At 65.3% G+C, this 22,381-nt stretch carries 20 protein-coding genes; 17 read left to right on the top strand and 3 right to left on the bottom strand.

Annotated elements, in window-relative coordinates:
- The first annotated feature begins 23 nt into the window (after positions 1-23).
- The 10 genes from purN (at position 24) to LK459_RS03670 (ending at position 11,620) form a co-directional block, all read left to right on the top strand.
- Entirely contained in the window at positions 24-605 is a 582-nt protein-coding gene (gene purN / locus LK459_RS03715; protein WP_227923563.1) for a phosphoribosylglycinamide formyltransferase, read from the top strand.
- Positions 602-2,182 (top strand): bifunctional phosphoribosylaminoimidazolecarboxamide formyltransferase/IMP cyclohydrolase, encoded by a 1,581-nt coding sequence (gene purH, locus LK459_RS03710; RefSeq protein WP_007240306.1) that lies wholly within the window; start codon positions 602-604, stop codon positions 2,180-2,182. The genes purN and purH overlap by 4 nt, the downstream gene beginning before the upstream one ends.
- Positions 2,183-2,251: 69 nt before the next feature.
- Positions 2,252-2,995, top strand: a complete 744-nt coding sequence (locus LK459_RS03705; RefSeq protein ID WP_039994242.1) for a sulfite exporter TauE/SafE family protein — start codon at positions 2,252-2,254, stop codon at positions 2,993-2,995.
- A gap of 103 nt (positions 2,996-3,098) precedes the next feature.
- Positions 3,099-3,968, top strand: a complete 870-nt coding sequence (locus tag LK459_RS03700; RefSeq protein WP_007239716.1) for an ABC transporter permease — start codon at positions 3,099-3,101, stop codon at positions 3,966-3,968.
- 6 nt (positions 3,969-3,974) lie between these two features.
- Positions 3,975-5,054 (top strand): taurine ABC transporter substrate-binding protein, encoded by a 1,080-nt coding sequence (locus LK459_RS03695; RefSeq protein ID WP_007239717.1) that lies wholly within the window; start codon positions 3,975-3,977, stop codon positions 5,052-5,054.
- Complete coding sequence (locus LK459_RS03690) at positions 5,032-5,865, top strand: ABC transporter ATP-binding protein (RefSeq protein ID WP_007239718.1); 834 nt, start codon at positions 5,032-5,034, stop codon at positions 5,863-5,865. Before LK459_RS03695 ends, LK459_RS03690 begins: the two co-directional genes overlap by 23 nt.
- Positions 5,866-6,169: 304 nt before the next feature.
- A complete protein-coding gene (locus tag LK459_RS03685) occupies positions 6,170-7,090 on the top strand; it encodes a TauD/TfdA dioxygenase family protein (protein ID WP_007239719.1) in 921 nt (306 codons plus the stop codon).
- A gap of 121 nt (positions 7,091-7,211) precedes the next feature.
- On the top strand, positions 7,212-8,657 hold the full coding sequence (locus LK459_RS03680) for a sigma 54-interacting transcriptional regulator (protein ID WP_227921894.1): 1,446 nt from the start codon (positions 7,212-7,214) through the stop codon (positions 8,655-8,657).
- Positions 8,658-8,694: 37 nt separating this feature from the next.
- Positions 8,695-10,695 carry a vWA domain-containing protein gene (locus tag LK459_RS03675; RefSeq protein WP_227921893.1) on the top strand — a complete coding sequence of 667 codons (2,001 nt, stop codon included), beginning with the start codon at positions 8,695-8,697 and terminating at the stop codon, positions 10,693-10,695.
- Positions 10,696-10,861: 166 nt separating this feature from the next.
- Complete coding sequence (locus LK459_RS03670) at positions 10,862-11,620, top strand: DUF1707 SHOCT-like domain-containing protein (protein WP_227921891.1); 759 nt, start codon at positions 10,862-10,864, stop codon at positions 11,618-11,620.
- A gap of 73 nt (positions 11,621-11,693) precedes the next feature.
- Here the strand turns inward: LK459_RS03670 and LK459_RS03665 are convergent, their stop codons facing one another.
- A complete protein-coding gene (locus LK459_RS03665) occupies positions 11,694-12,632 on the bottom strand; it encodes an AEC family transporter (RefSeq protein ID WP_007239723.1) in 939 nt (312 codons plus the stop codon).
- Between the two features lie 154 nt (positions 12,633-12,786).
- Between LK459_RS03665 and LK459_RS03660 the strand changes: the two genes are divergently transcribed.
- The 3 genes from LK459_RS03660 (at position 12,787) to LK459_RS03650 (ending at position 14,770) form a co-directional block, all read left to right on the top strand.
- Complete coding sequence (locus LK459_RS03660) at positions 12,787-13,620, top strand: DUF4190 domain-containing protein (protein ID WP_227921890.1); 834 nt, start codon at positions 12,787-12,789, stop codon at positions 13,618-13,620.
- Positions 13,621-13,851: 231 nt separating this feature from the next.
- A complete protein-coding gene (gene rpmF, locus LK459_RS03655) occupies positions 13,852-14,025 on the top strand; it encodes a 50S ribosomal protein L32 (protein ID WP_007239725.1) in 174 nt (57 codons plus the stop codon).
- Positions 14,026-14,131: 106 nt separating this feature from the next.
- Positions 14,132-14,770, top strand: coding sequence for a trimeric intracellular cation channel family protein (locus LK459_RS03650; RefSeq protein ID WP_007239726.1), 639 nt, complete (start codon positions 14,132-14,134; stop codon positions 14,768-14,770).
- Between the two features lie 45 nt (positions 14,771-14,815).
- Here LK459_RS03650 and LK459_RS03645 read toward each other — a convergent pair whose 3' ends face one another.
- Positions 14,816-15,586: an SDR family oxidoreductase gene (locus LK459_RS03645; protein ID WP_007239727.1), complete on the bottom strand. Its 771-nt coding sequence runs from the start codon at positions 15,584-15,586 to the stop codon at positions 14,816-14,818.
- 213 nt (positions 15,587-15,799) lie between these two features.
- Between LK459_RS03645 and LK459_RS03640 the strand changes: the two genes are divergently transcribed.
- A complete protein-coding gene (locus LK459_RS03640) occupies positions 15,800-16,744 on the top strand; it encodes an AurF N-oxygenase family protein (RefSeq protein WP_227921888.1) in 945 nt (314 codons plus the stop codon).
- Entirely contained in the window at positions 16,744-18,339 is a 1,596-nt protein-coding gene (locus LK459_RS03635) for a 4Fe-4S binding protein (RefSeq protein ID WP_227921886.1), read from the top strand. The genes LK459_RS03640 and LK459_RS03635 overlap by 1 nt, the downstream gene beginning before the upstream one ends.
- A gap of 73 nt (positions 18,340-18,412) precedes the next feature.
- Here LK459_RS03635 and dctA read toward each other — a convergent pair whose 3' ends face one another.
- Positions 18,413-19,849 (bottom strand): C4-dicarboxylate transporter DctA, encoded by a 1,437-nt coding sequence (dctA, locus tag LK459_RS03630; RefSeq protein ID WP_039994238.1) that lies wholly within the window; start codon positions 19,847-19,849, stop codon positions 18,413-18,415.
- Positions 19,850-20,014: 165 nt separating this feature from the next.
- On the opposite strand from dctA, the gene LK459_RS03625 reads away from it, so the two are divergent.
- A complete protein-coding gene (locus LK459_RS03625) occupies positions 20,015-20,701 on the top strand; it encodes a response regulator transcription factor (protein ID WP_007239731.1) in 687 nt (228 codons plus the stop codon).
- Positions 20,701-22,191, top strand: coding sequence for a sensor histidine kinase (locus tag LK459_RS03620; protein WP_007239732.1), 1,491 nt, complete (start codon positions 20,701-20,703; stop codon positions 22,189-22,191). The genes LK459_RS03625 and LK459_RS03620 overlap by 1 nt, the downstream gene beginning before the upstream one ends.
- Positions 22,192-22,381 lie beyond the last annotated feature (190 nt).

The following is a 22,381-nucleotide window of genomic DNA, read 5'->3' as shown; positions in this document are numbered from 1 at the left end:
CGGTACGCGTCCCCATCGTCGTGATGGCGTCGGGAACGGGAACACTGCTCGAGTCGCTCATCGACCGCGCCGACGGACCGGACGCCGCCTTCGAGGTGGCCGCTGTTGTCGTCGACCGCGACTGCCGCGCAGCGTCGATCGCGCAACGCCACGACATCCCGGTTGTCGTCTGCCGTGTGTCCGATCACGCCGATCGAGCGCGCTGGGATGAGACCCTGACCGAACAGGTGTCCGCGGTTGCGCCCGCATGGGTCGTCACAGCGGGTTTCATGAAAATCCTCGGCCCGGCGTTCCTGTCCCGCTTCGGTGGCCGCATCGTCAACTCGCATCCGGCGCTGCTGCCGTCGTTCCCTGGCGCGCACGGCGTCGCCGACGCTCTCGAGCACGGAGTGATGGTGACGGGTGCGACCATCCACCTCGTCGACGAGGGCGTCGACACCGGACCGATCCTCGCGCAGGCGCCGGTGATGGTGTCACCGAGCGATACCGAGGAGACATTGCACGAACGCATCAAGTCGGTCGAGCGCTTCCTGCTCGCCGACGTTGTGGCGAAACTCGTCACCCGAGGAGTCGTCATCGACGGACGAAAGGCCCGGATTCCGTGAACGCAGCCAACCCCGCAGACACCGGTCGACGCCCCATCAAGCGCGCTCTGGTCAGTGTCTACGACAAGACCGACCTCGCCGACCTGGCGTCTGCGTTGCACGAGGCGGGCGTCGAACTGGTGTCAACCGGATCGACGGCGAAAACCATTGCTGCGGCGGGCTTCCCGGTGACCGAGGTGTCAGAGCTGACCGGGTTCCCGGAGTGTCTCGACGGACGGGTCAAGACGCTTCATCCGAAGGTCCACGCGGGAATCCTCGCCGACAGTCGCAAGGAATCGCACGTCGCTCAACTCGACGAACTTGGCGTGGCCCCGTTCGATCTCGTCGTGGTCAACCTCTACCCGTTCACCGAGACCGTGGCGTCGGGTGCAACGCCCGACGAGTGCATCGAACAGATCGACATCGGTGGACCGTCTATGGTGCGCGGCGCGGCCAAGAACCATCCCACGGTCGCCGTGGTCGTCGACCCGATGGACTACGAGAAGGTTTCGGCAGCTGTTGCCGACGGCGGTTTCACTCTCGCCCAGCGACGCGAGTTGGCCGCCAAGGCATTCCGCCATACGGCCGATTACGACGTCGCCGTCGCGTCCTGGATGTCGAAGGAAGTGGCGCCGGCCGCCGACGGATCGAAGTTCCCCGAGTGGTCCGGATTCACGTGGGAGCGTTCCGACGTGCTGCGCTACGGCGAGAACCCTCACCAGGCAGCTGCGCTCTACCTCTCCACCGCGGCGCCCGAAGGCCTCGCGTCGGCAGAACAGCTGCACGGCAAGGAGATGAGCTACAACAACTACACCGACTCCGACGCCGCGTGGCGCAGTGCGCACGACTTCGATGCTCCGGCCGTCGCGATCATCAAGCACGCCAACCCCTGTGGGATCGCGATTGGTGAAACGATCGGTGAGGCACACCGTCTCGCCCACGCCTGCGACCCTGTGAGCGCCTACGGAGGCGTGATCGCGGCGAACCGCGAGATCACCGTCGAGATGGCCGAGCAGGTCGCCGAGATCTTCACCGAGGTCATCATCGCTCCCGGGTTCGCCGACGGCGCACTCCCGGTCCTGCAGCGCAAGAAGAACATCCGCATTCTCCGTGCCATCCCGCCGGTGCGTGCAGGGCTCGAGTTCCGCCCGGTGTCCGGTGGGCTGCTCATGCAGGATCGCGACATCCTCGACGCCGAGGGCGACAACCCCGAGAACTGGTCGCTGGTCGCCGGTCCGCCGGCCGACCCCGACACCTTGGCCGACCTGGAGTTCGCTTGGCGCGCCTGTCGTTCGGTGAAGTCCAACGCGATCCTGCTGGCCAAGGACCGCGCGTCCGTCGGAGTCGGAATGGGACAGGTCAATCGCGTCGACTCCGCGCATCTGGCCGTCACCCGAGCAGGGGACAGGGCCAAGGGCAGCGTCGGCGCATCGGACGCCTTCTTCCCCTTCCCGGACGGGCTGCAGGTGCTGATCAACGGGGGAGTCTCGGCGGTCGTTCAGCCCGGAGGATCGATTCGCGACAACGAGGTCATCGAAGCCGCAGCCGAGGCAGGTGTCACCCTGTACCTCACAGGTGCACGGCATTTCGCGCACTGACCCGGCCGTCACCATGCGGGACGTCGGTCACTCGATCGGGTTGCCGCTCCTGCTGATCGCGCGCGGGCGATGAGCGTCCTCGACTTCGCGCTCCTGCTCGTGGCCGGGTTCGGCGCCGGGCTGATCGGGTACGTAACAGGTCTGGCGTCGGTGGTCAGCTACCCAGCACTGTTGGCTGTCGGGCTGAGTCCGATCGCAGCGAACGTCACCAACACGGTGTCGCTCGTCGCGGTCGGGGCGGGGAGTCTCGGCCAGTCCGGCAAGGTGTTGCTCGCAGGCGATCGTCGCCCCCTGTACGCCGGTGTCGTCGCCTCGTTGATCGGCGGCACGATCGGCGCGGTGATCCTGTTGCTTTCACCACCCGAGAGTTTCAAGGTGATCGTGCCGTATCTGGTGGCTTTCGCCGCAGTCGCGCTCCTCGTGCAACCGCAGTTGCGACGCCTCGCCTCGCGCCACGCCGACCGCCCCTGGGTGTTCGTCGTCGGTCTCGGCGTCATCTCCATCTACGGCGGCTACTTCGGTGCTGGTGCCGGAATCGTGCTGCTCGCACTCACCCTGGTGGTCACGAGCGAACCACTCTGGCGTGCAACACTGTTGAAGTCGCTGTTTCTGGGGGTCGCGAATCTCGTCGCCGCCGTCGGGTTCATGATCTTCGGCCCGGTCAATTGGGTTGCGGCCCTTGCCATGGCGATCGGCTGTCTGATCGGCGGGTGGTGCGGTCCGCCCGTGGTGAAGCGACTGCCCGCCGGTCCGTTGCGCATCGCAGTCGGACTCGGGGGTCTCGGGCTCGCCGCCTGGCTGGCCGTGAGTTAGTTTGCAGAGCAAGCGGTCTCGAGCGGTGCCGCACGACATCGGTGTTTTCCTCACGCTGACGTAAAGGATGGTTCTCGGGTCGGCAGGCGGCTAGACATAGCCGGTGACTTTGTTCGTCGACATATCTCCCGAGGAGCGCCAGGGCGGCCAACCCGGCGTCGAGAAGACCTCGACCGGCAGCCGACTTCGTTCTCTCGCACTCAACGTCGGTCTCCCGGTGCTCTCGGTCGTCCTGTTTCTCGCGGTCTATCAGGCTGTAGCCCTCAGCGGTGTCTGGAGCGAGACATTCGTGCCGCGGCTCGGTTCCGTATGGCACGCGTTCGTCGAGATGTCGACGACGCACAACGGCGTCGTCGGGTACGCCGGCTACTACTGGTGGGAACACCTGTACATGACGCTTCGACGTGTGTTCGTCGGCGTCGTGATCGGAGTGGTGGCCGGTGTGATCCTCGGTCTGATCATGGGATCGATCCCGTGGGTCAGAAGGCTTCTCGAACCCTGGCTCACATTCCTGCGTGCCCTGCCTCCGCTGGCGTACTTCTTCCTGCTGGTCATCTGGCTGGGAATCGACGAGGCACCCAAGATCACACTCCTGGCCCTCGCAGCGCTACCGCCGGCGGCCGTGGCGACGACGACGGCCGTAAGCGCCACCCCGATCGCGCTGATCGAGGCGGCGCGCGCACTCGGCGCGAGTCGACGCGACGTCGTCACCGACGTCGTGATCCCGGCCGCGCTGCCCGAGACGTTCACCGGCATCCGACTGTCCGTCGGTATCGCCTACTCGTCGGTGGTCGCGGCAGAGCTCTTCAACGGAATCCCCGGCATCGGTGGCGTGGTCAAGGATGCCAGCAACTACAACAACACTCCCGTCGTGCTCATCGGGATCGTCCTCATCGGACTCTCCGGGCTGATCATCGACGGCATACTCCGATTCATCGAGCACCGAGTGGTGCCGTGGCGTGGAAAGGCCTGAACGACAATGACATTCCTGACAACGAGCGCGTCTCGTCGACCGCGGCTGCGCTCGCTCGCGGTGACCGTCGGCGCTCTCGCCGCAGCCGCGACCATGGTGCTCAGCGGCTGCTCGGTGGACAGATCCGGCGGTGACAGCGACAAGCCGACGATTCGCCTTGCCTACCAGTCATTCCCGAGCGGCGACCTGATAGTCAAGAACAATCGCTGGTTGGAAGACGCGTTGCCGAACTACAACGTCAAGTGGACCAAGTTCGACTCGGGCGCCGACATCAACACGGCGTTCGTCGCCAAACAGATCGACTTCGGCGCCATCGGGTCGAGCCCGGTGGCACGCGGGCTCTCTGCGCCGTTGAACATCGGCTATCAGGTGGCCTTCATTCTCGACGTGGCGGGCGACAACGAAGCACTGGTGGCGCGCAACGGAACCAACATCAACTCCGTCGCCGACCTCAAGGGCAAGCGCGTGGCAACGGCATTCGCGTCGACCTCGCACTACAGCCTGCTCGCCGCGCTCGACCACGCAGGCGTGAACCCGAAGGACGTCGACCTCATCGACCTGCAACCGCAGGCCTCGCTGGCCGCGTGGCAACGCGGAGACGTCGACGCCGTCTACACCTGGCTGCCGACGCTCGACGAGCTGCGCAAGACCGGCAAGACCATCGTGACCAGCCGCGAGGTTGCCGCGTGGGGTAAGCCGACGCTCGACCTCGGTGTCGTCTCGTCCGATTTCGCCTCGCAGCATCCCGACGTGGTCGACACCTGGCGCAAGGTCGAGGCCCGGGCACTCGAGCAGATCCACGACGATCCGCAGGCTGCCGCCAAGGCTGTTGCCGCACAGCTGAACACGACAGCTGAAGACGCTGCCAACCAACTCAAGCAGGGCATCTACCTGACGCTCGACGAGCTGACCTCTCCGCAGTGGCTCGGCACCGACGGCAAGCCCGGCAACGTCGCCGACAATCTGCACAGCGCGGCAGAATTCCTCGCGGAGCAGCAGCAGATCCCGTCGGCGCCCGCGCTGTCGACGTTCCAGAACGCCATCTACACCAAGGGGTTGCCCGGTGTCCTCACCGCGACGCAGTGACACGAAGGTCGACGCCGCGCAGGGAACGGGCGGTATCAGCCTGCGTGGGGTGACCCAGCGGTACGGCAAGGGCGCCGAGGCCGTGACCGCGGTCGGTCCGGTCGATCTCGAGGTGGACCCGGGGGAGGTGCTCGTTCTTGTGGGACCGTCGGGGTGCGGCAAGTCCACTCTGCTGCGACTCATCGCGGGTTTCGAGCAGCCGACGTCGGGCAGCGTGACGGTGTCCGGCCGAACTCCGGTCCCCGGTACGTCGTCGGGGGTTGTGTTCCAGCAGCCGCGGCTGTTCCCGTGGCGCAGCGTCGGCGGCAACGTCGACCTCGCTCTGAAGTACGCCGGGGTGCCGCGCGCCGACCGTCCTTCCCGCCGCGACGAGTTGCTCGCGCGAGTAGGCCTGTCCGACACCGCGAATCGCAAGATCTGGGAGATCTCCGGCGGTCAGCAGCAACGCGTCGCAATCGCGCGCGCGTTGGCGGGCGACACATCGCTGTTGTTGCTCGACGAACCGTTCGCGGCGCTCGACGCACTGACCCGGGAGACGCTGCAGGAGGATCTGCGCACAGTGAGCGCCGAGCTGCGTCGAACGAATGTCTTCGTGACCCACAGTGCCGAGGAAGCCGCGTTCCTCGGGTCGAGGATCGTCGTGCTGACGAGCCGACCCGGACGGGTCGCACTCGACATCTCGTCGCCGATCCCACGGACCGGACTCGGCGCCGACGACATCCGAGACTCCGCTGAGTACACGGTGTTGCGCACCGAGATCGCGGCTGCGGTCAAGAGTGCGGCACGCAGCGAAACGGTCACAAGGGACTGAGCATCGGGGGTTATGCTCGCGCTGCGGCTAACCCTGTGCGGTCCGCGCGTCGATGGGTAGACAAAGGGTGTGACCGCACAATCCCACCGCTTCGCACTCACCGGTACGCCTCGCGCTGCCGATCGGTGTCGTCTGTGGGATTCTGTAGCCGACAGCCGGTCGGCGCGGACCACGGCCTCACACCAGCAGCAAGGTTACGCGCGAATGATCCACCGGATGACCTGGTCAGAGGGCAGCCACCACGGCTCCCCGCCGCCTTCTCTCGGACTCGACACCACACACGACTCCCCGAGAAGGAACACCCATGACCATTTCACTCCCTGATTCCCCACGCACGCCGGCCGACTCCGGGTTCGGCGATGTTGCCCCGGTCTCGTCCGGTGTCGAGTTCGACATCGACGAGTTCGGCCCTCGATTCGGTGCCGAGATCCGCGGCGTCGACGTCGCCTCAGCCTCGGACGACGAGATCCGCGCAATTCGCTCGGCGCTGATCGATTACAAGGTGATCGTGCTCCGCGATCAGCACCTCGACGACGCGTCGCACGTCGAGTTCGGGCGCCGCATCGGCGATCTCACCGCGGGACACCCCGTGTGGAACAGTGGCGACGTCCCTGCCGAGGTGTATTCGCTCGACAGCACCGACAACGGGTTCGCCGACGTCTGGCACACCGACGTGACGTTCATGCCGCGACCGCCGATGGGATCGATCCTGCGTCCGGTCGTGTTGCCGCGCAACGGAGGCGACACCAACTGGGCCGATGCCGAGCTGGCCTACGAGTCGCTGTCGAAGCCGGTGCAACGACTCGTCGACGATCTCACCGCGAGTCACGACGGTAATCGCGAGTTCGGCTACTACCTCCAGCAGCGTCGCGGTGGCCGCGGAAACGTGTGGGACGGTAAAGAAGTCACCGAACTCGTTCCGGTGTCGCACCCCGTCGTGCGGGTCCACCCGGAGACGGGCCGAAAGTCGCTGTTCGTCAACCCGGGCTTCACATCCCACATCGAGGGCGTGTCGGACGCCGAGAGCCGGGGCATCCTCGACCTCCTCTACGCGCATCTGACGAAGCCGGAACACATTGTGCGACACCGCTGGCGTCTCGGCGACCTGGTGCTGTGGGACAACCGCAACACCCTGCACTACGCCAACCGCGACTACGGCGACACTCGCAGAGTGATGCACCGCATCACTCTGCGAGGTGACGCGCCGGTGGGGCCGTCGAGGTAACCCGGTGACGTCCTTGTGGTGACGCGGTCCGCCCGGCGTGGGACGCTGACATCGCACGGGTACCGGGTCGCATCGGTCATCCCGTAAACACGCGGGTGCGGTGCGCGCTGGTCGGAGTACCGTGGAGAAGGTGCCAGAGGAGAACTTCACCGCGTCCAACTCCCAAACCACCGAAAGCCGCCCACCCTCACCGCGGACCGTCGGCGAGTTGCGCGCGAGTGGCCACGTTCAGCGCAGCGTGCGTGACGAGATCCGCAACAACCTGCTGACAGCTCTTCGCGAGGGCGATGATCCGTGGCCGGGCATCGTCGGGTTCGAGGCAACGGTCATCCCGCAACTCGAGCGTGCGCTGATCGCGGGTCACGACGTCGTCATGCTGGGCGAACGCGGTCAGGGCAAGACGCGCATCCTGCGCACCCTGGTCGGATTGCTCGACGAGTGGACACCGGTCATCGCAGGCTCCGAGCTGGGTGAGCACCCATACGAGCCGGTCACCCCGGCCTCGGTTCGACGCGCTGCCGCACTGCTCGACGACCTACCGATCGAGTGGCGCCACCGCAGTCAGCGATACAGCGAGAAACTGGCGACACCCGACACGTCCGTGGCCGATCTGGTGGGCGACATCGATCCGATGAAGGTCGCCGAGGGGCGCAGCCTCGGCGACCCGGAGACGATCCACTTCGGACTGATCCCGCGTGCGCACCGCGGCATCGTCGCCATCAACGAGCTACCTGACCTCGCAGAACGTATCCAGGTGGCGATGCTCAACGTGATGGAGGAGCGCGACATCCAGGTGCGTGGCTACACGTTGCGGCTCCCGCTCGACGTGCTCGTCATGGCCAGCGCGAACCCTGAGGACTACACCAACCGCGGCCGCATCATCACCCCACTCAAGGATCGCTTCGGCGCGGAGATCCGCACGCACTATCCACTCGAACTCGACGACGAGATCTCGGTCATCGAGCAGGAGGCCGATCTCACCGCAACGGTTCCGACGTTCATCACCGAAATCCTCGCCCGCTTCACTCGCTATGCGCGCGACCATCCGTCGATCGACCAGCGCTCGGGTGTGTCCGCGCGGTTCTCGATCGCCGCCGCCGAGACCGTTGCGGCTGCTGCACTGCACCGAGCCACCGTGACCGGTGAGGACGTCGCGGTCGCGCGCGTCGTCGACCTCGAATCGGTGATCGAGGTGCTGCGGGGCAAGATCGAATTCGAGTCGGGTGAGGAGGGTCGCGAACTCGAGATCCTCGAGCATCTGCTGCGCAAATCGATCGCCGACACCGTGCGTGCGCATCTCGGCGGCATTGACATGGCCCCGCTCGTCGATGCGTTGGAGAGCGGCGAACCGGTCGTCACCGGAGACCGTGTGACCGCCGCCGACTTCCTCGCCTCGATCCCGTCGCCGGAGACCACCGCGGGAGTCGTCGACGGTATCGCCGAACGTCTCGACGCCGAGGCCGACGGTGAGCGTGCGAGCGCACTCGAACTGGCCCTGGAGGGGCTCTTCCTGGCCCGTCGTATCGGCAAGGAAGCCGACGACGAGGGGCAGACCATCTACGGCTGATTCGACGCCGTACCGACCTCGGGCTGGACGCATACACATGGCTCAGAAGAACTTTCACCGTTCGCGATATCAGCGGTACACGGGCGGACCCGATCCGCTCGCGCCGCCCGTCGACCTTCGCGAGGCACTCGAGGAGATCGGCGACGACGTCATGGCCGGCGCGTCGCCGCAGCGGGCGCTGCGCGAGTTCCTACGGCGCGGAACGTCGGACATGCGTGGGCTGGACAAACTTCGCGAACAGGTGAACCGTCGACGCCAGGAACTGTTGAAGCAGCGCAACCTCGACGGCACCTTCAACGAGATCCGCGACCTTCTCGACCGCGCGGTACTCGAGGAGCGTAAGCAACTCGCCCGTGACCTCGACGACGACGCGCGCTTCGCGGAGATGCAGATAGGAAGTCTCCCGCCGTCGACCGCGCAGGCCGTCGAGGAACTGTCTGAGTACAACTGGCGGAGCCCGCAGGCCCGCGAGGATTTCGAGAAGATCAAGGACCTGCTCGGTCGGGAACTGCTCGATCAGCGGTTCGCCGGCATGAAAGAGGCGCTCGAGGGCGCGACCGAGCAGGATCGGGAGCGCATCTCGGAGATGCTGTCCGACCTCAACGCGCTGCTCGACGCCCATAACCGCGGCGAGGACACCGGCGAGCAGTTCGACGAGTTCATGTCCAAGCACGGCGAGTACTTTCCCGAGAATCCCCGTAACACAGAGGAACTCATCGACTCGCTTGCGCAGCGAGCCGCCGCGGCGCAACAGTTCTACAACTCGCTCACACCCGAGCAGCGAGCCGAACTCGATCAACTGGCGCAGCAGGCCTTCGGGTCGCCGGACCTGATGAACCAACTCGCACAGATGGATTCGGCGTTGCGAGAGGCACGACCGGGTCTCGACTGGGACAACGCCGAATCGTTCTCGGGCAACCAGCAGATGGGTCTCGGTCAAGGTGCGGCAGCGCTGCGCGACATCTCTGAACTCGATGCCCTCTCCGAGCAACTCTCGCAGCAGTACGCGGGTGCGCGAATGGACGACATCGATCTCGATGCCCTCGCACGCCAGTTGGGCGAAGAGGCGGCCGTCGACGCGAGGACACTCGCCGAACTCGAGAAAGCGCTGAACGAACAGGGTTTCTTCGATCGCACGTCCGACGGGACACTGCGCTTGAGTCCGAAGGCGATGCGACAGCTGGGACAGACCATCTTCCGCGACATCGCCGATCAGATGTCGGGGCGCCGGGGTGACCGCCAGACCAGGAAGTCGGGGCTGCTCGGCGAGCCCACCGGTGCGACCCGCGAATGGCAGTTCGGCGACACCGACCCGTGGGATGTCACGCGCACGGTCTCGAATGCCGTGCTGCGCACAATCTCCGAGAGCCCCGACCCCACGCATGCGCCCTCGACTATGGCGCGCGACGGTGTGCACATCTCCGTGCGCGACGTCGAGGTCGCCGACACCGAGGCACGTACGCAGGCCGCGGTGGTCCTGCTGGTCGATACGTCGTTCTCGATGGAGATGGAGGGTCGCTGGACGCCGATGAAGCGCACTGCGATCGCTCTGAATCACCTGATCTCCACCAGGTTTCGCAGCGACGAGCTCGAGGTGATCGCATTCGGCCGTTATGCGCGCAGTATCGACATCGCCGAACTCACCGGGCTGCAACCGCGGATGGAGCAGGGCACCAACCTGCATCATGCGCTGCTGCTCGCGCAACGGCATCTGCGGAGGTTCCCCAATGCACAGCCCGTCGTGTTGGTCGTCACCGACGGTGAACCGACTGCACACCTCGATCCGAGCGGGGAGCCGTTCTTCTTCTACCCGCCGCACCCGCAGACGATTGCGCTCACGGTTCGCGAACTCGACCACGTGTCGCGGATGGGAGCTCAGGTGACCTTCTTCCGCCTGGGCGAGGACCCTGGACTCGCACACTTCATGGACCAGATCGCCCGCCGTATCGGTGGGCGGGTGGTTGCGCCCGACGTCGACGGTCTCGGTGCCGCGGTCGTCGGAGACTATCTGCGGTCACGACGTCCGCGCCGCGGGTGAACACGGGCCGCGCTGGTCGTCGTATGTACCGGTGAACAGGTGACGGCCGGGAGCCGTCCGATCGGGGCACACGGTTCGATACACCTGCCCCGTGGGCCGAAATCAGGGCGCGACTCAGGGTATTTCAGGGTGTCGCGCGACGGCGACGGTCACTAGCCTCGACAATATGAGCGTTCCCGCGCAGCCACAGCCCGAACCCGTCGAGCAAGGTCCTGTCGGGCCGGAACCCGCCGAGCAAGGGCCCGTCGAGATGGAACTCGTCGAGTCGGATTCCGTCGACTCCGGGCCGGCCGCGTCGAAGTCGGCCGCTGCCGGTTCGCCCGCGCCCGATCACCGGCTCAGGGCTGCAGACGCCGACCGCGAACTCGTGCATCAGATCCTGTCGGCGGCGATGTCGAGCGGTGCGCTCACTCCGAGCGAGTACGAGGAGCGTGCGCTGAAGGCTTCCACGGCGAAGACGTTCGGTGATCTCGACGCGCTGACCGACGACCTGCCCGTCGCCCAGCTCGGTGTGCCGCTACCGCAGCCGGGAGATCCGTATCCCACAGGCGTGACGCGTCCTGGCACGGGGTCGGGACGCACGCCGGTGCGCCACCGCCTCGCAATCATGTCCGGTTCCGAGTTGAAAGGCCCTGCAGCCGTTGCCGATCAACTCGAGGCGACAGCGATCATGGGCGGGGTCGAGATCGATCTGCGCGAGGTCGAGTTCACCGAGCCGCAGCTGACCGTCCAATGCGTGGCGATCATGGGCGGCGTGGACGTCGTCGTTCCCCCGGACGTCACGGTCGAGGTCGGTGGATTCGCGATCATGGGAGGTTTCGAGAGCAGGATCGACGGGCCCGGGCGTCCCGGCGCGCCGACGGTGCACGTGACCGGATTCGCGTTGATGGGCGGCGTCACCGTCAAGCGCAAAGAACGGCGGTGAGACCCTCTCGGTCGAGTTGTGTGGGATCGGGAGGTACAGAAATGCCCCCGAGGATCCCACACAACTCGACCGATCAGGCCAGCAACCAGGCGATCACCACGATGACGGGGATCGACACGATCGTGGTGAGCAGTGCGGTGTCTCGCGCGAGGACCTGACCCCGTCGGTATCTCGTCGCGTAGACCAAGACGTTCTGCGCGGTCGGGAGCGCCGCGATGACGACCTGGGCGAACAACTTGTGTCCCGACTCCCCGAAACCCCACCGGGCGATCACGTACACCAGCGCGGGCATGAACAGCATCTTGAGCACGGTGGCGAGCGCGACCTCGCGCCGGGGACTCTGGCCCTTCTTGAACAGGGGGACGCCGGTCAACGACATGCCGAACGCCAGCAGCGCCGCGGGCACCGACGCGCTGCCGAGCATCTTCATCGGCTCGAGAACCGCCGTCGGCGGATGCCACCCGATCACGGAGACGACCACTCCGATCAACCCGCCGATGACGATCGGGTTGGTCAGCGGGAGCCGCACGGTGTCGCGCAGCGCCGAGCGCCCCGAGTTCCGGTCCAGGGCAGTCACGTCCAGCACACCCAGTGCCAGTGGCGAATAGATGAGGATCTGGAACAAGAGCAGCGGAGCGATGAACGACGCGTCATCGAGCACGAAGATCGCAATCGGAAGGCCGAGGTTGACACTGTTGACGTACGACGACGACAACGCTCCGACGACCAGTTCAGGGATCTCACGCCGGCGCAACACCCATCGCGCCACGACGATGTAGAGCGTTCCGGTGGCGAACGCCGACACTGCGGCGATGACGAGTGTCGAGGAGAAGATCACCGACAGGTCGGAGGTCACCAGCGACGTGAACAGCAGTGCGGGCGTGCACACGAAGAACACCAGGCGCGAGAGGACGTCGTGGGCGTGTTCGCCGAGCACCTGCGTCCGTCCCAACACGAATCCGACGCCCACCAGGATGAAGATGACCGTGAAACCGGAGACGACGCCTGACACCCGGTTGAGTGTATGCAGGCCGCCTTGCGCGTCCTTCACTAAACTGGCCACCAGGATCCGGTCGTCTCACCCGCACGCCGGGACGTCCCGATCCGTGACAACCTGGTCGGTGCGGCGATGATGCCGACGGCGAATCGCAGAAAGGTGAAGGCAGATGTCCACTCCACACGGAGGCTCGAACACACCCGATCCAGAACGCTCGGACGCATCCCCGACCGGCCCCGACGCATCCCCGACCGGTCACGACGCAGCGTCGTCCGGCCCCGATACGTCCGGCTCCAGCGGCCCGGCCGGGCAGGCTCCGCACCATGGTTCGACGCCCGACTACGGCTCTGCGGGGCAGGCTCCCCAGTACGGTTCGGCACCCGACTACGGCTCTGCCGGGCAAGCTCCCCAGTACGGGTCGACTCCCGACTACGGCTCCGCCGGGCAAGCTCCCCAGTACGGTTCGACACCCGATTACGGCACTCCGCAGGGGTTCGGGCAGACATCCGGTGAACCTGCATCCGGCCAGTCTCCCTACGAACAGCCTTCGTACGACCAGCCCACGTATGGGCAGCCGCCGACCGCGCAGCCGGGCTATGGGCAGCCGGGATATGGCCAGCCGCCGTACGAGCAAACCGCGTACGGCCAGCCCGGCTACGGGCAACCCGAGTATGGCCAGCCCGCATACGGCCAGCCTGCATACGGTCAGCCCGGTTACGGTGGCTACCCCGTCGCGAAGTCGACGAACGGGCTCGCGATCGCATCGTTGGTGTCGTCGATCGTCGGCCTGTTCTGCTGCGGGATTCTGTCGGTGGTCGGGCTGGTGCTCGGCATCGTGGCGAAGAAGCAGATCAGAGAGTCCAACGGAACCCAGTCCGGTGACGGCATGGCCACTGCCGGGATCATCATCGGTGGGATCTTTCTCGTGATCTGGGCGATCTACTGGATCCTCGTCGCGGCGGGCGTGGTGCACATGAACTTCAACGACGGTTCCACGATCTGAGCTGCCCTCGGCAGTCGACGCCGGACCAGATAGGCGTCGTTTTGGAGGTTGACGGCACGACCGGTAGTCTAGAGAGGTTGCGTGCCGCGCCCGAGGGCTGCGTGGGACGCCCATGCCGGTCGACACCTCACCCGTGACGACCCGAGGACACCAGTCCGTGAGGACACGAAGCACCGTCCTTGAGGATGTGGAGACACAGGCCGCAAGGACTCAGTAGAGAAGGGCACAACCATGGCTGTACCGAAGCGCCGGATGTCGCGGGCCAATTCCCGCAGCCGTCGTTCGCAGTGGAAAGCGGACAACCCCGCGCTGCAGGAGGTCAAGGTGAACGGTGTCGCTCAGCGCATTCCGCGTCGGCTGGTCAAGGCTGCGCGCGCTGGCATCATCGATCTCGACCGCCGCTGATCGCGACATAACCTCAGCGTTTTAGACGCACAGAACTGCCGCAACGTCCTCGACGTTGCGGCAGTTCTGCTGTTCTGTGAATGCAATACGGTGAGAGCGGGGTGCAATGCTGCTGCAGATCCTGAACGTCCTGGGGATCGGGGTGTTTGCTGCCTCGGGAGCGCTCGTCGGTATCCGCAGAGACTTCGACATCTGGGGAATCGCGACCGTTGCGGTACTCACCGGCGTGGGCGGTGGCATTCTGCGTGACGTGCTGCTCGGCATCACGCCACCTTCGGCGCTCGACAACTGGGTGCCGGTCACGGTTGCCCTGATCTCAGCGCTGGTGACCGTGGTCTTCCATCCGTCGTTCGCGCTGCTGCGTCGGACCATCGTCTTCCTCGACGCGATCGGCATGGGACTGTTCGCGGCGACAGGTGCCAGCATCGCCATCGACCATCACACCCGTGCGTTTGCCGCAACGTTGATCGGCATGCTCGCGGCGATCGGAGGTGGCGTGCTCCGTGACGTACTCGCCAATGAGGTGCCGTTGCTCCTTCAGCCGGCCGACCTCTACGCGGTCCCTGCTCTGGTCGCCGCGGCCGTGGTGGCCGTCGGCAGGACCTACACCGACCTTCCGTCCCAGGTCTGGGTGATCACCGGGCTGATCGTCGGAGCGTTGCTGCGGCTGGTGTCGCTCGTGCTGGGGTGGCGCCTCCCCATGGCGCCACGAGGTGTCGGTTACCGGTGGCGTCGCGGGGAGTGACGGTCGACGCTCACGCCCATAGGCGCTTGCCGTCGACGCGCGCCACTACTGGGCGATGACCTTGTTCACCAGGCGGTTGAGCGAGTTCGGGATGAACTTCGCCGCGTTGCCCAGGAACAGTGTCTGTGTGCCGACCGAATAGCTCGTGCGGTGCAGTCGGAGATCGTTCTTGGTGGGATGTACCGACTCCCAGACCTTGTCGGCAACCTGCTCCGGGGTGATGCGGACCCCGAGTGTCTTCGTCGACTTCGCATCGTTCGCCGCAAGTGCGGTCTTCGCCCACAGCGGCCAGATGCTGACCACGCGGATATCGTCAGGTTCCCACTCCAGTTCGAGTGCCTCGGTCAGTCCCGCCACATAGAACTTGCTCGCGCTGTAGGTCGCGATCCCCGGCTGGCCGTAGATCGCCGACGCCGACGCGATGTTCACGAGGTGCGAACCCGGCGTCTTCTTGAGGTATTTGTGCGCCGCCTGCGCGCCGAGCGTCACTCCGAGGGCATCGATGTCGATCTGGCGGCGCACGGCGTCGGGCGAGATGTCGGCGAGATTGCCCTCGGTGAGGACACCCGCGTTGTTGTCGAGCACGTCGAGGGTGCCCCCGGTGTGCGAGGTGAAGTCGGCGAGGGCGTCCTCCCACTCTTTCGGGTCGCGGACGTCGATCTTGCCGGTGATGAAGGCGGGGTGGTTCGCCTTCACCTTGTCGAGGGCATCGTTGTCGACGTCGTACACGCCGACGGTCCAGCCTTCACGGGCGAAACGCTCCGCTGTCGCCAGTCCGATCCCGGCTGCACCTCCGGTGATGAAGATCGATGCCATCTGATGCCCTAACCCTTCTGACCTGCTCCGATACCGTCGCGTCCGAACCTTACTCGCCAGTATATGTGTCCGAGTTGTTTACTACGTCACACCACGGTGCTATCTTGACAACAAGCGTTGATATGACATCGAATGTTGTCACTGAACTTCAATGTTGTCACTGGAATTCCAGGTCGCCAAATCCCGCCGAAGCGGAGATGGGAGTCGAGCACCATGACTGCAGCAGTGGACCGTACCGATCCGACCACCGACGTCGCCGACAATGTCGTCAGCATCCGCGACGAGGGCGCCGACGCCGTGTCCGAGCGTCTCCTCGCTTCCGCGGCGCGTCTGTCCCGCAATGCGATGACCGAGATCGACTGGGACCTCCCGATGGATCCGGAGAAGTACGGCTGCAGTCCCGAGTGGTCGTCGCTCTACGGCACCGACTACTGGAACGAGATGACCGAAGAGCAGCGCATCTCGGTGACCCGTCACGAGTTCGCGTCGATCATGAACATCGGCATCTGGTTCGAGATGATCCTGCAGGAGATGGTGGTCCGCGATCAGTACCTCGGCGCCTACCACAGCCCTGAGTTCCAGTTCGCGCTGACCGAGATCGCCGACGAGTGCAGGCACTCGATCATGTTCGCCAAGGCGTCGGAGAAGATGGTCGGGACCTCGTACAAGCCGACAAGGTTCGTCGGCAAGCTGGGGAAGCTCTTCAAGGCGACTGCCAAGAACGAAGTCGCCTACGCGGGAATCCTGGTCGCCGAAGAGGTGCTCGACGTCTTCCAGCGCGGATGCATGCGCGACGATCGTGTGCTGCCGTTCATCCGCACGGTCAACGAGATCCATGTGCTCGAGGAGTCACGCCACATGAAGTTCGCGCGTGAAGAGGTGCGCGAATCCATGAAGGGGATCGGCTGGTTCCGTCGTCAGTTCAGTGCGCTCTACGTGGCACTCGGCGGCTACTTCATCGTGTCGAGCCTCGTTCAGCGTCAGGCATTCGTCGACGCCGGGCTCGACGCCGATCGCGCGATGGCGGAGATGAACTCGAACTCCCACTTCCACGCAATGATCCGCAGCAGCTGCGCGCATCTGATGGAGTTCCTCGACGAGGTCGGTCTGCTCACCAAGCCCGCCATGCACTACTACCGGAAAGTGCACATGCTCTGATGTTCGTCATCACCCAATCCTGCTGCAGCGACGCAGCATGTGTGTCCGTGTGCCCGGTCAACTGCATCCATCCGACACCGGAGGAGCGCGGTTTCGGGACCTCCGACATCCTGCACATCGATCCCGAGGCCTGCATCGACTGCGGCGCATGCGCTGACGCCTGCCCCGTCGACGCGATCTTCCCGGCCGAGAACCTGGGAACCAGGGACAAGGTCTTCATCGAGATCAACGCCGACTACTACAAGAACAACCCGGACGTGAAGTCGGGCTGGTCGGACGTGGTCTACCCGGAGATCCCCAAACTGCCTGCGGGACTTCGCGTTGCGCTCGTCGGTACCGGGCCGTCGGGTGGCTATGCATTACGTACCCTGCTCGACCGTACCGAGGCGTCGGTCACCGTGATCGACAGACTGCCCACTCCTGGCGGTCTGGTGCGTGCGGGCGTCGCCCCCGATCATCCGGGCACCAAGGGTGTGCTGCGCGGCTTCGATCTGCTCTACCGTGATCCGCGTGTCACGATGGCCACCAATGTCGAGGTCGGTGAGTCAGAGGGGCAGATCACGCCCGCCGAGCTCGCCGAGCACTTCGACGCGGTGTTCTACGCAGTGGGTGCGAGTGAGTCACGGCGCCTTGGTATTCCGGGTGAGGACCTACCCGGCTCGACGTCGGCGACCGAGCTCGTCGCGTGGTACAACGCGGTTCCCGGTGCCGACGCGGCTCCGCCGCTCCGCCGCTCGAGCGACGCCGATCCCGCGAGCGGACGGGCCGTGATCGTCGGTACGGGAAACGTCGCACTCGACGTCGCACGGATCCTGGTGTCGCCGCCAGAACTGTTGGCCACCACAGACATCGCCGACCGTGCGCTGGAGATCCTGCGCGAGCAGAACGTCCACGAGGTGGTGTTGCTCGGACGGCGCGACCAGGCACATGCCGCATACACGTCGGCCGAATACCGTGCGTTGTCGACGATCCCCGGCGTCGAGGTGGTCGTGGTCGACGATGCCGATGGTGCGGGACTGCCTGACCTGACCGGACCGGCCGACCCCGAGAATCGCCGAATCGTGTTCCTGTTCCACAGCACTCCCGACAGCATCGTCGGTGAGGACCGCGTCGAAGGGGTCACCGTCACCACCGGCGGGAAGACACACCGGATCGACGCGGATCTCGCGGTGCGAAGCATCGGATACCGCTCGGTACCCATCCCTGGGCTTCCCTTCGACGATGCGCACGGAGTGTTCCCGAATGTCGACGGCCGCATGGTCGACGACGCCGGGCAGATCATGCCCGGCTCGTATGTGGTGGGGTGGGCCAAGCGGGGCCCGAGCGGAGGAATCGGCGCGAACAAGAAGTGCGCGCAGCTGACGGTCGAGGATTTCATTCGCGACGCCCTCGACGACAAGCTCGTCCGTTCCACCCGTGACCCAGGTGAGTTCAGTTCCCTGCTGCGCAAGCGAACCCGTCACATCATCGGCTACCGCGGCATGCGGGCGATCGACCGGATCGAACGTCGACGCGGTTCCGAGCAGGGGCGTCCGCGCGTCAAGTTCACGCGCGTGGGCGACATGGTCGGCGCTGCCGGCTGGCGCAAACGGTAATCGACGGTATCCGGGCCCGGCGCGAACGCAGGAGAACCACCCGCGTTCGCGCCGGGCGCGGTGCTGACCATGGTCAGTCGGCCTGTTTCGCGGCGTCGAGTTGCTTTGTCTCGGATTCGACGGTGTGCAGACCGAGTCCCTCTTCTTCGGGGAGCAGTTCGCGCTCGCCGGTCATCGGATTGGTCTCCTCGAGTGGTGGCACAGGCTGACCGTCGAGGACGAGTTTCATTCTCTCCTTGTCGAGTTCGCCCTCCCAGGCGGCAACGACGAACGTGGCCACGCAGTTTCCGATGAGGTTGACCGAGACGCGCATCGAGTCCATGATTCGGTCGGCGCCGAGCAGCAGGGCAACGGCCGCAACGGGAATCGAGCCGTGGCCGATCGCCGAGACCGTTGCCGACAACGCCAGGAACGACGAACCCGGCACTCCGGCCATGCCTTTCGACGTCAACATCAGGACGAGCATGGCGGTCAACTGCTCGCCGAGACTCAGGTGCACGCCCATCGCCTGCGAGAGGAACAGCACGCAGATCGACAGGTAGAGCGTCGCGCCGTCGAGATTGAAGGAATAGCCGGTCGGGACGACGAGGCCGGTGGTCGACCTCGAGCAGCCCGCGTAGGTGAGCTTGGTCATGATCCGGGGGAGCACCACCTCCGTCGAGGCGGTGCCGAGCGCCACGAACAGTTCGTCCTTGATGTAGACGATGAACTTCCACAGATTGACCCCGGCGAAGATCCGCACGATCCCCGCGAGCACCAGGATGAACAGCACCGCGGCGAGGTAGCAGCACGCGATGAGTTTGCCGTAGCTGCCCAGCGACGAAATGCCGTACTGGCCGATGATGTAGGCCATCGCGCCGAACGCACCGAGTGGGGCGAGCTTCATGATCCAGCCGATCATGGTGAAGAAGACGTGGCTCGACTGGTCGACGAACCCCAGCACGATGGGCGCTTTGCTGCCGATCTTGGCCAATGCGAGACCGAAGAGCACGGCGAAGAACAGCACCTGGAGCAACTCGTTCTCGGCGAACGCAGAGATTGCCGACGTCGGGATGATGTTCATCAGGAACTCGACGGTGTGGGGGAGTTCGCCGTTGCTGGTCTTCTCCGCGACCGCCTCGGCACCCGTCGCGAGTGTCTGAGGGTTGATGTCGAAACCGGCGCCCGGCTTGACGAGGTTGCCGATCACCAGGCCGAAGATCAGCGCGAACGTCGTCACGGCCTCGAAGTAGATGAGTGCCTTGATCCCGATGCGGCCGACGGCCTTCATGTCGCCGACGTGCGCGATGCCCAGCACCACGGTGCAGAAGATGATGGGTGCGATCAGCATCTTGATGAGCTTGATGAAGCCGTCGGCTAGCGGTTTGAGGCCGGAGCCGAAGTCGGGCCACACAGCGCCGATCACGATGCCCGCAATGATGGCCACGATCAGCCACGTGAACATCGACTTGTACCAGGGTGTCTTGGTGCGCTCGGCGGGAGCGTCGGGGAGTGCTATGTCTGTCGTCACCGCGCAAGTGTCGGACAAGTCGGATTCGTCGTTGTGAGCCAACTGTTGCGCCTTGGTAAACGTTTGCGATCTGCATGCGCGAATTCAACGGACCCGCGTCACGATGTTGCGGGATTCCGCGCGTTGCTCAGCGGTCTCTCAGTCGAAGTGGATAAGACTGTCTACATGCGCATTCTTGTTGTCGACGACGACCGCGCGGTCCGCGAGTCGCTGCGCCGGTCGCTCACGTTCAACGGCTACACCGTCGACACCGCGGGTGACGGCATCGAAGCGCTGGAGAAGATCGTGGCCGAGCGCCCGGACGTCGCGATTCTCGACGTGATGATGCCTCGGCTCGACGGACTCGAGGTGTGCCGTCGACTGCGTTCCACCGGCGACGACCTGCCCATACTGGTGCTCACTGCCCGGGACACCGTTTCTGAGAGGGTCTCCGGTCTCGACGCGGGCGCCGACGACTACCTGCCCAAGCCATTCGCACTCGAAGAACTGCTCGCACGCCTGCGTGCACTGCTACGGCGTGCCGCCCCCGAGGATGACGCCGATTCGGAGGCATTGACCTTCGCCGATCTGTCGCTCGACCCGGTGACCCGTGACGTCTCGCGCGGCGAACGACAGATCAGCCTGACCCGGACCGAGTTCGCGCTCCTCGAGATGCTGATGGCGAACCCGCGTCGCGTGCTCTCCCGCAGTCGAATCCTCGAGGAGGTGTGGGGCTACGACTTCCCGACGTCTGGCAACGCGCTCGAGGTCTACGTCGGATATCTGCGCCGCAAGACCGAGGCCGACGGCGAATCGCGGTTGATCCACACCGTCCGGGGCGTCGGCTATGTGTTGCGAGAGACGCCGCCGTAGTGCCATCCGTGCTTCGTCTGCGCCTCGCCCGGCTCTGGCTGAGAGTGCGACCGAAGGGCGGGGCAGGCGAGATGCGCGACCCGATGCCCCTGACCAGGTTGGTCTCACTGCGTCTGCGCGTCACTCTTCTCTCGGCAACGGTCGTGTTGGTTTCAGTGGGTCTGATGGCGGGGGCAGCGTATTTCGTGGTGTACCGCGCCATGTACAACGAGGTCGACAATCAGCTCGAGAGCCGTGCCGACGGCATGACCGCGCTCGCGAAGATGGGCACGCTCAACGACCGTCCCGAGGCGTTGGTCGCGGGAACGGTCTTCTCGACCAACATCTCTCTCGCCCTGGTGAAGCCGAGCGGACAGACGTATCTCGTGGGATCGGTGCCCTTCGAAGACGTCGAGCGCAAGATCGCGCGCTCACCGTCGAATCCGGGTAACAACCTGCAGAGCCTGCGGACCGTGAACAACCAGCGGGTTCTCGCGCGCAAGCTCGACGACGGCAACACGCTGATCCTGGCGCAGAGTCTGTTGCACACCGATCGGGTGCTGAAACGGCTCGCATGGGTGTTGTTCGTCGTCGGATGTGGCGGCGTCGCGCTCGCGGCGGTGGCGGGAACGACGGTGGCGCGTGCCGGACTTCGACCCGTCGCTCGGTTGACCCGTGCGACAGAGCGTGTTGCACGTACCCAGGACCTCACCCCGATGCCGGTCGCCGGCAACGACGAATTGGCCCGTCTCACCGAGAGTTTCAACACCATGTTGCGCGCGTTGGCGCAGTCTCGTGACCAACAGGCCCGCCTGGTTGCCGACGCCGGTCACGAATTGCGTACTCCGCTCACCTCATTGCGGACCAACCTCGAATTGCTGATGGCAGCAAGCGAACCCGGCGCACCGGCGGTCCCCGCAGCCGACATGATCGAACTCCGCTCGGACGTCATGGCGCAGATCGAGGAGTTGTCCACGTTGGTGGGCGATCTCGTCGACCTCGCGCGTGAGGACACCCCCGAGGTGGTCTTCGAGGAGGTCGACCTCGACGAACTCGTCGAAACAGCACTCGAACGCGTACGCCGACGCCGTGTCGACGTCGAGTTCGAGGTGCACCTCGAGCCGTGGTTCGTGTTCGGGGAGCAGCACGGGCTGTCGCGGGCCGTGGTCAACGTGCTCGACAACGCCGCGAAGTGGAGTCCGCGCGGGCGCTCGGTGCTTGTGACACTGAGACAACTCGACGCCGGCACCGCCGAGTTCTCGGTCTCCGACGCCGGTCCCGGAATCCCACCCGAGGATCGCGAATTGGTGTTCGAGCGCTTCTATCGGTCGACGCAGTCGCGGTCGATGCCCGGATCGGGCCTCGGCCTCGCGATCGTGCGGCAGGTCGTCGACCGGATGGGTGGAACGGTCAGCGCCGACCAGTCCAGCCTCGGCGGTGCGATGATCACGATGACGCTGCCCGGACGACCGACACCGGTGGAACCTTCACCACGCGTGGTTCGTCAATAGTTCCGAGGCATGTGAGTTCCGAGGCATGTGCACCGCAGTGGTGGTTTCGGGGCACGGGTTTCGCGGCGACACTTCGGGCCCATCGCCCGCTCACGCGGATGGTGAGTCCCATAGGGTTGAGCCACATGGTGTGCGCGTCGGACGAGATGTGGAGTCCGAGGTGGGAACGGTCGACAGGCGTGATGGCCTG

Source organism: Gordonia otitidis (assembly GCF_020735545.1).
Lineage (GTDB): Bacteria > Actinomycetota > Actinomycetes > Mycobacteriales > Mycobacteriaceae > Gordonia > Gordonia otitidis.
This window is presented reverse-complemented; position numbering and strand designations above follow the sequence as displayed.

Bases quoted from the DNA above. Each gene is read 5' to 3' on its own strand.
- purN (WP_227923563.1), top strand. From the start codon at position 24: ATGGCGTCGGGAACGGGAACACTGCTCGAGTCGCTCATCGACCGCGCC.
- LK459_RS03705 (WP_039994242.1), top strand. From the start codon at position 2,252: ATGAGCGTCCTCGACTTCGCGCTCCTGCTCGTGGCCGGGTTCGGCGCC.
- LK459_RS03695 (WP_007239717.1), top strand. From the start codon at position 3,975: ATGACATTCCTGACAACGAGCGCGTCTCGTCGACCGCGGCTGCGCTCG.
- LK459_RS03685 (WP_007239719.1), top strand. From the start codon at position 6,170: ATGACCATTTCACTCCCTGATTCCCCACGCACGCCGGCCGACTCCGGG.
- LK459_RS03675 (WP_227921893.1), top strand. From the start codon at position 8,695: ATGGCTCAGAAGAACTTTCACCGTTCGCGATATCAGCGGTACACGGGC.
- LK459_RS03670 (WP_227921891.1), top strand. From the start codon at position 10,862: ATGAGCGTTCCCGCGCAGCCACAGCCCGAACCCGTCGAGCAAGGTCCT.
- LK459_RS03660 (WP_227921890.1), top strand. From the start codon at position 12,787: ATGTCCACTCCACACGGAGGCTCGAACACACCCGATCCAGAACGCTCG.
- rpmF (WP_007239725.1), top strand. From the start codon at position 13,852: ATGGCTGTACCGAAGCGCCGGATGTCGCGGGCCAATTCCCGCAGCCGT.
- LK459_RS03650 (WP_007239726.1), top strand. From the start codon at position 14,132: ATGCTGCTGCAGATCCTGAACGTCCTGGGGATCGGGGTGTTTGCTGCC.
- LK459_RS03645 (WP_007239727.1), bottom strand. From the start codon at position 15,586: ATGGCATCGATCTTCATCACCGGAGGTGCAGCCGGGATCGGACTGGCG.
- LK459_RS03640 (WP_227921888.1), top strand. From the start codon at position 15,800: ATGACTGCAGCAGTGGACCGTACCGATCCGACCACCGACGTCGCCGAC.
- LK459_RS03635 (WP_227921886.1), top strand. From the start codon at position 16,744: ATGTTCGTCATCACCCAATCCTGCTGCAGCGACGCAGCATGTGTGTCC.
- LK459_RS03625 (WP_007239731.1), top strand. From the start codon at position 20,015: ATGCGCATTCTTGTTGTCGACGACGACCGCGCGGTCCGCGAGTCGCTG.